Here is a 4,614-nt window from a genome sequence, read left to right as displayed (position 1 = left end):
TCCCCCGCGGCTGCATCTGAGCGGCGCGGCTGCGTGTTGTCCGGGGAGCCGGCAGCGCTGAGGCCGGGGCGTGGTCGACAACTGCCCGGCACCTGGTCGATCCGCCCGCCGAAGTGCGATCTGCCCTCCCGATGACGACACGCTCGCGGGGCCCGAGGCGCTTCGGAGAATCAGGCGGGCAGATCGTGTTGGCAAGCGAATCCGGAGGGCAGATCGCGCCGCCGCCCGCCGGAAAGGGGCACGGCCCGCAACTGGAGAGGGGCACGGCAAGTCAGCGCACAGGTGCGTCCGCTACCGTGGCTGGTCGATGCGTCCCGGCCGGGGCGCGCGTGCCGGACCTGGAGTAGTTGATGACGACGACAACGCCGCACTCACCCGGATCCGACCCGTCGCAGGGTCCCGGATCGGGCGGACGCCGCGAGGGTGACAATCGTGCATCGGGGCGGCCTGCCCGCGGGGGTTCGAAGGTCTGGATCGCCGTGGCCGTGGTGGCGGTCGTGGTGATCGCCGCGTTGGGGTGGCTGTTCACGGCGGGACCGTTGTCGTCGTCGTCTCAAACCGAGCGTGACATCGAGCAGACGCTGACCGACATGAGCACGGCGGAGTCGTTCGAGGCGTTCAACGAATACATGTGTGCCGAGAACCGCGTGCCGCAGGATCTCGTCGAGACCATCACCAACTCCGGCGAGCAGACCGGCACCGATCTGGACGTCATGTTCCGCGAGTCGATCGCCGGCACACTACCCGAGAATCTCGAGGTCACCGGGGTCGAGTTGGGCGGCGACGGCTCCGAGGCCACCGCGACCGTCGAGTCCGGCAACGACGACGAGCAGGCCGTCGACGAAGTTTTCCTGCGCAAGGAGGACGGCGACTGGAAGGTCTGCCAGACCGGTGTCGGCATGGGCTCGGTCCCGCAGGAGGGCCAGCCGGGCTGACGGGCTGCTGCCCAGCCCCACCCCCGCTCACGCCTGCGGGACCTCGATGACCACGTTGCCGATCTTCGCGCCCGACTCGACGTAGCGGTAGGCGTCCGCGATTTCCTCGAGCGGGTAGGTCCGGTCGATCACCGGCCGGAACGTGCCCGCCGCGAGCAGGTCGCGGATCTCGGCCACCATCTCCTGGCCCTCCTCGGGGACCGGGAAGACCACGCGGCGTCGGCCGTGCATCACGGTCCCGGCCAGGGCGAGCGGGATGTTCTGCCCCGCCGGCCCGAGCTCGGAGGAGACGTAGACCCCGCCCGGCGCGAGCAGTCGGCGGCACCGGAAGAACGAGCTCTTGCCGACGGCGTCGAACACCACGTCATAGCGGGCGGGAGCGTAGCGGCCGGGAGCACTGTGGCCGGGAGCATTATGGCCGGGCACCGAGGCGGAGTCCTGGGTGGTGAAATCCTGGACGGTGTAGTCGATCAGATGCTGGGCGCCGAGGTCGCGGACCAGGTCGAAGTGGGCGCCCGCGCACACCGCGGTGACCGTCGCGCCGGCCTCACGCAGCAACTGCACCCCGGCCGAGCCGATGCCGCCCGTGGCCCCGTTGACAAGCACGCGATGCCCCGCCCGGACCCCGGCCCGACGGATCGCCGACCGCGCATAATGCGCGCCCTCGGTGGCCGCCGCGGCTTCGGCGAAGCTGATCCCCTCGGGGATGGTGGCGATCGAACCGGCCGAATCAATTGCCACGTACTGGGCATGCGCCCCGAAACGTCCCTCGCAGTAGCCGAAGACCCGGTCCCCTGGCGCGAGGTGGCGAACGTCGTCGTCGTCGCGCTTGGTTCCTACGGCGCTAGCTCCACCAACGCCGACCCCGCCGCCACCTGGCCCACCAACGCCAGCCCCGCCGAATCCCGGTGTGCCACCGACCGCCACCACCTCGCCCGCGAACTCGGTGCCCCACACGGCGTGGCGGGGTCGCCTAAGGCCGGTGAGCGCGCGCATGAACGGCGGGTTGGCGCCCCGGTAGGCGCAGTCGGTGCGGTTGACGGTCGTGGCGTGCACCGCGACCAGCACCTCACCCGGGCCGGGCTCGGGGCGTGGGTGGTCGGCGACCCGAACGACGTCCGGGGGCCCGTAGTCGGCGTGGACCGCTGCCCTCATGCCCAGAACACTAGCCCGCCCGGACACGAACGAGCCCCACGTCTCCGAAAGGTTCACGCGCGGTGCGTGCGGTGGAAACGTGGGGCTCGCCGGTGTTCGCCGGGGTGTCAGGCCCGAGTCAGGCGCGAGTCAGGCCCGAGGCCCGGCAGGCGTCATGCCAGAGGCCAGATCAGGCCTTGGCGCCCTTGGACTTGCCGGCCGACTTGAGGTCGTTGCACGCCTCGACGACGCGCTCGGACATGGCCTGCTCTGCCTTCTTGAGGTAGGAGCGGGGGTCGTAGGTCTTCTTGTTGCCGACCTCGCCGTCGACCTTGAGCACGCCGTCGTAGTTGGCGAACATGTGCGCGGCGACGGGGCGGGTGAACGCGTACTGGGTGTCGGTGTCGACGTTCATCTTGATGACGCCGTAGGACAGCGCCTCCTCGATCTCGCTCTTGGCCGAGCCGGAGCCGCCGTGGAAGACGAAGTCGAACGGCAGGTCGCCGGCGTTGAGGCCGAGCTTCTCCACCGCGACGTCCTGGCCCATCTTGAGAACCTCGGGCTTGAGCTTGACGTTGCCTGGCTTGTACACGCCGTGGACGTTGCCGAAGGTCGCGGCCAGCAGGTAGCGCTGGCCGGTGTTGCCGGCGCCGAGCGCGTCGATCGTGGCCTCGAAGTCCTCACGCGTGGTGTAGAGCTTCTCGTTGATCTCGTTCTCGACGCCGTCCTCCTCGCCGCCCACGACGCCGATCTCGATCTCGAGGATCTGCTTGGCGGCGGCCGTCTTCTCGAGGAGTTCCTTGGCGATCTCGAGGTTGCGGTCGAGCGGGGTGGCCGAGCCGTCCCACATGTGCGACTGGAACAGCGGGTTCTCGCCGCGGTTGACGCGCTCCTGCGAGATCTCGATGAGCGGGCGGACGAAGCCGTCCAGCTTGTCCTCGGGGCAGTGGTCGGTGTGGAGGGCGACCAGCACGTCGTACTTCTCGGCGATGACGTGCGCGAACTCGGCGAGCGCCACGGCACCGGTCACCATGTCCTTGACGTTCAGGCCGGAGCCGAACTCGGATCCACCGGTGGAGAACTGGATGATGCCATCGGAGCCGGCATCGGCGAAGCCCTTGATGGCCGCGTTGATGGTCTCCGAGGAGGTGCAGTTGATCGCCGGGTAGGCGAACCCCTCCGTGCGGGCCCGGTCGAGCATGTCCTTGTACTGCTCCGGGGTGGCGATAGGCATTGACGATCCTCCAGATGTCGGTGCTGTGGGTGGCCCCATCCTACGAGGTATCGGGTGGTGGCGGGCCCTTGCCTGGGAAGTAGCGGGCCCCTGCCCACAAGTGGGGCAGCGACGTTCAGCGGATTCCCAGGTGCACAGGCCTACCCTTTCGGGGTGAACACGCACATCCTCGCCGAACAGGCACAGCACGTGGTGGCCCTGGGCCCCGGATTCATGGACCCGGAATTCTGGCTTTCCGGTGACGGGCCGTTCGGCAACGCGATCCTGCCAGCCCTGCTCGCCGTGGTCTTCATCGAGTCCGGCCTGCTGTTCCCGTTCCTGCCCGGCGACTCCCTGCTCTTCACGGCGGGGCTGCTCACCCAGCAGGACAATCCGTTCGCCCCGCTGTGGGTCGTGCTGGTCACCGCGCCCATCGCGGCGTTCCTCGGCGACCAGGTCGGCTACTTCATCGGCAACCGCTGGGGCCATCACCTCAAAAACCGCCCCGACGGCCGCATCTTCAAGCAGGCCTACATCACCGAGGCCCACGAGTTCTTCGAGAAGTGGGGCCCGGCGACGATCATCCTGTGCCGCTTCGTGCCCATCGTCCGCACCTACGCGCCGCTCGTCGCCGGCATGGCGAGGATGCGGTACCGCACGTTCGTGACCTTCAACGTCGTCGGCGCGCTGCTGTGGGCCGCGGGCGTCACGGCGCTGGGCGCCTGGCTGGGCCAGTTCACGTTCATCAAGGAGCACATCGATCTCATCCTCATCGGGATCGTCCTCATCTCCGTCCTGCCGATGGTCATCACCGCCGGCCCCAAGCTCCTCGACCGATTCCGCAACGGGCCTGCCACCACCGCGCCCGACGCTCCCCACTCTCCCTCAGCCGACACATCCCCCTCTGACACGGTCGGCGACGCGACCACCTAACCGCACACTCCCCCGCCAGCTCGCCACGCCTCTCCCACTGAGATCACCCCGCCTCACCAGCCCCACCACCTGCACACTCGACGACAATTTTCGAAACCGATCGAAATATCTTGTCGAACACCCTTGCCACTATAATCGGCGGCCACTACACTGGAACTCAAGTTCGAAACAGTGTTGCGACCGGTGGTGGGAGGTGCGAGGTTCATGTCAGGTGACGGCAAGATTTTTGACGACGACGACAACTCCACCTCCCCGCACGCGTCTTCCCCCACCCCGGATCCGTCCCCCGCTTCCTCGTTCGGCGGGTCGGCAACCGACTCCATCGGTTCCTCCACTCCTTCTGCTTCGTCGTTCCAGTTGGGTTCGGAGGAGGCGATCACCGCGTTCGCCCACGCCGCC

At 68.3% G+C, this 4,614-nt stretch carries 5 protein-coding genes; 3 read left to right on the top strand and 2 right to left on the bottom strand.

Features of this window, described 5'->3' with window-relative positions:
* Positions 1-350 precede the first annotated feature (350 nt).
* Entirely contained in the window at positions 351-935 is a 585-nt protein-coding gene (locus G6016_RS16445) for an Rv0361 family membrane protein (RefSeq protein ID WP_241730405.1), read from the top strand.
* Between the two features lie 27 nt (positions 936-962).
* Here the strand turns inward: G6016_RS16445 and G6016_RS16440 are convergent, their stop codons facing one another.
* Together G6016_RS16440 and fbaA are read right to left on the bottom strand one after the other, a co-directional pair.
* Positions 963-2,090 carry an NAD(P)-dependent alcohol dehydrogenase gene (locus G6016_RS16440; RefSeq protein WP_182633669.1) on the bottom strand — a complete coding sequence of 376 codons (1,128 nt, stop codon included), beginning with the start codon at positions 2,088-2,090 and terminating at the stop codon, positions 963-965.
* A 169-nt stretch (positions 2,091-2,259) separates the two neighbouring features.
* On the bottom strand, positions 2,260-3,303 hold the full coding sequence (gene fbaA / locus G6016_RS16435; RefSeq protein WP_182633668.1) for a class II fructose-bisphosphate aldolase: 1,044 nt from the start codon (positions 3,301-3,303) through the stop codon (positions 2,260-2,262).
* Positions 3,304-3,516: 213 nt separating this feature from the next.
* Here fbaA and G6016_RS16430 point away from each other — a divergent pair, with 213 nt between their 5' ends.
* Positions 3,517-4,215 (top strand): DedA family protein, encoded by a 699-nt coding sequence (locus G6016_RS16430; RefSeq protein ID WP_182633675.1) that lies wholly within the window; start codon positions 3,517-3,519, stop codon positions 4,213-4,215.
* A 204-nt stretch (positions 4,216-4,419) separates the two neighbouring features.
* On the top strand, positions 4,420-4,614 hold a 195-nt coding region (locus G6016_RS16930; protein ID WP_206682330.1), incomplete at its 3' end, for a hypothetical protein.

It is taken from the genome of Dietzia aerolata, from assembly GCF_014144865.1.
GTDB classification, from domain to species: Bacteria; Actinomycetota; Actinomycetes; order Mycobacteriales; family Mycobacteriaceae; genus Dietzia; species Dietzia aerolata.
The sequence above is the reverse complement of the archived record's forward strand: the minus strand, read 5'-3'. Positions and strand labels throughout refer to the sequence as shown.

What these genes read in the sequence shown, in the direction of transcription:
- G6016_RS16430 (WP_182633675.1), top strand. Translation starts at nt 3,517, where the DNA reads ATGGACCCGGAATTCTGGCTTTCCGGTGACGGGCCGTTCGGCAACGCG.
- G6016_RS16445 (WP_241730405.1), top strand. Translation starts at nt 351, where the DNA reads ATGACGACGACAACGCCGCACTCACCCGGATCCGACCCGTCGCAGGGT.
- G6016_RS16440 (WP_182633669.1), bottom strand. Translation starts at nt 2,090, where the DNA reads ATGAGGGCAGCGGTCCACGCCGACTACGGGCCCCCGGACGTCGTTCGG.
- fbaA (WP_182633668.1), bottom strand. Translation starts at nt 3,303, where the DNA reads ATGCCTATCGCCACCCCGGAGCAGTACAAGGACATGCTCGACCGGGCC.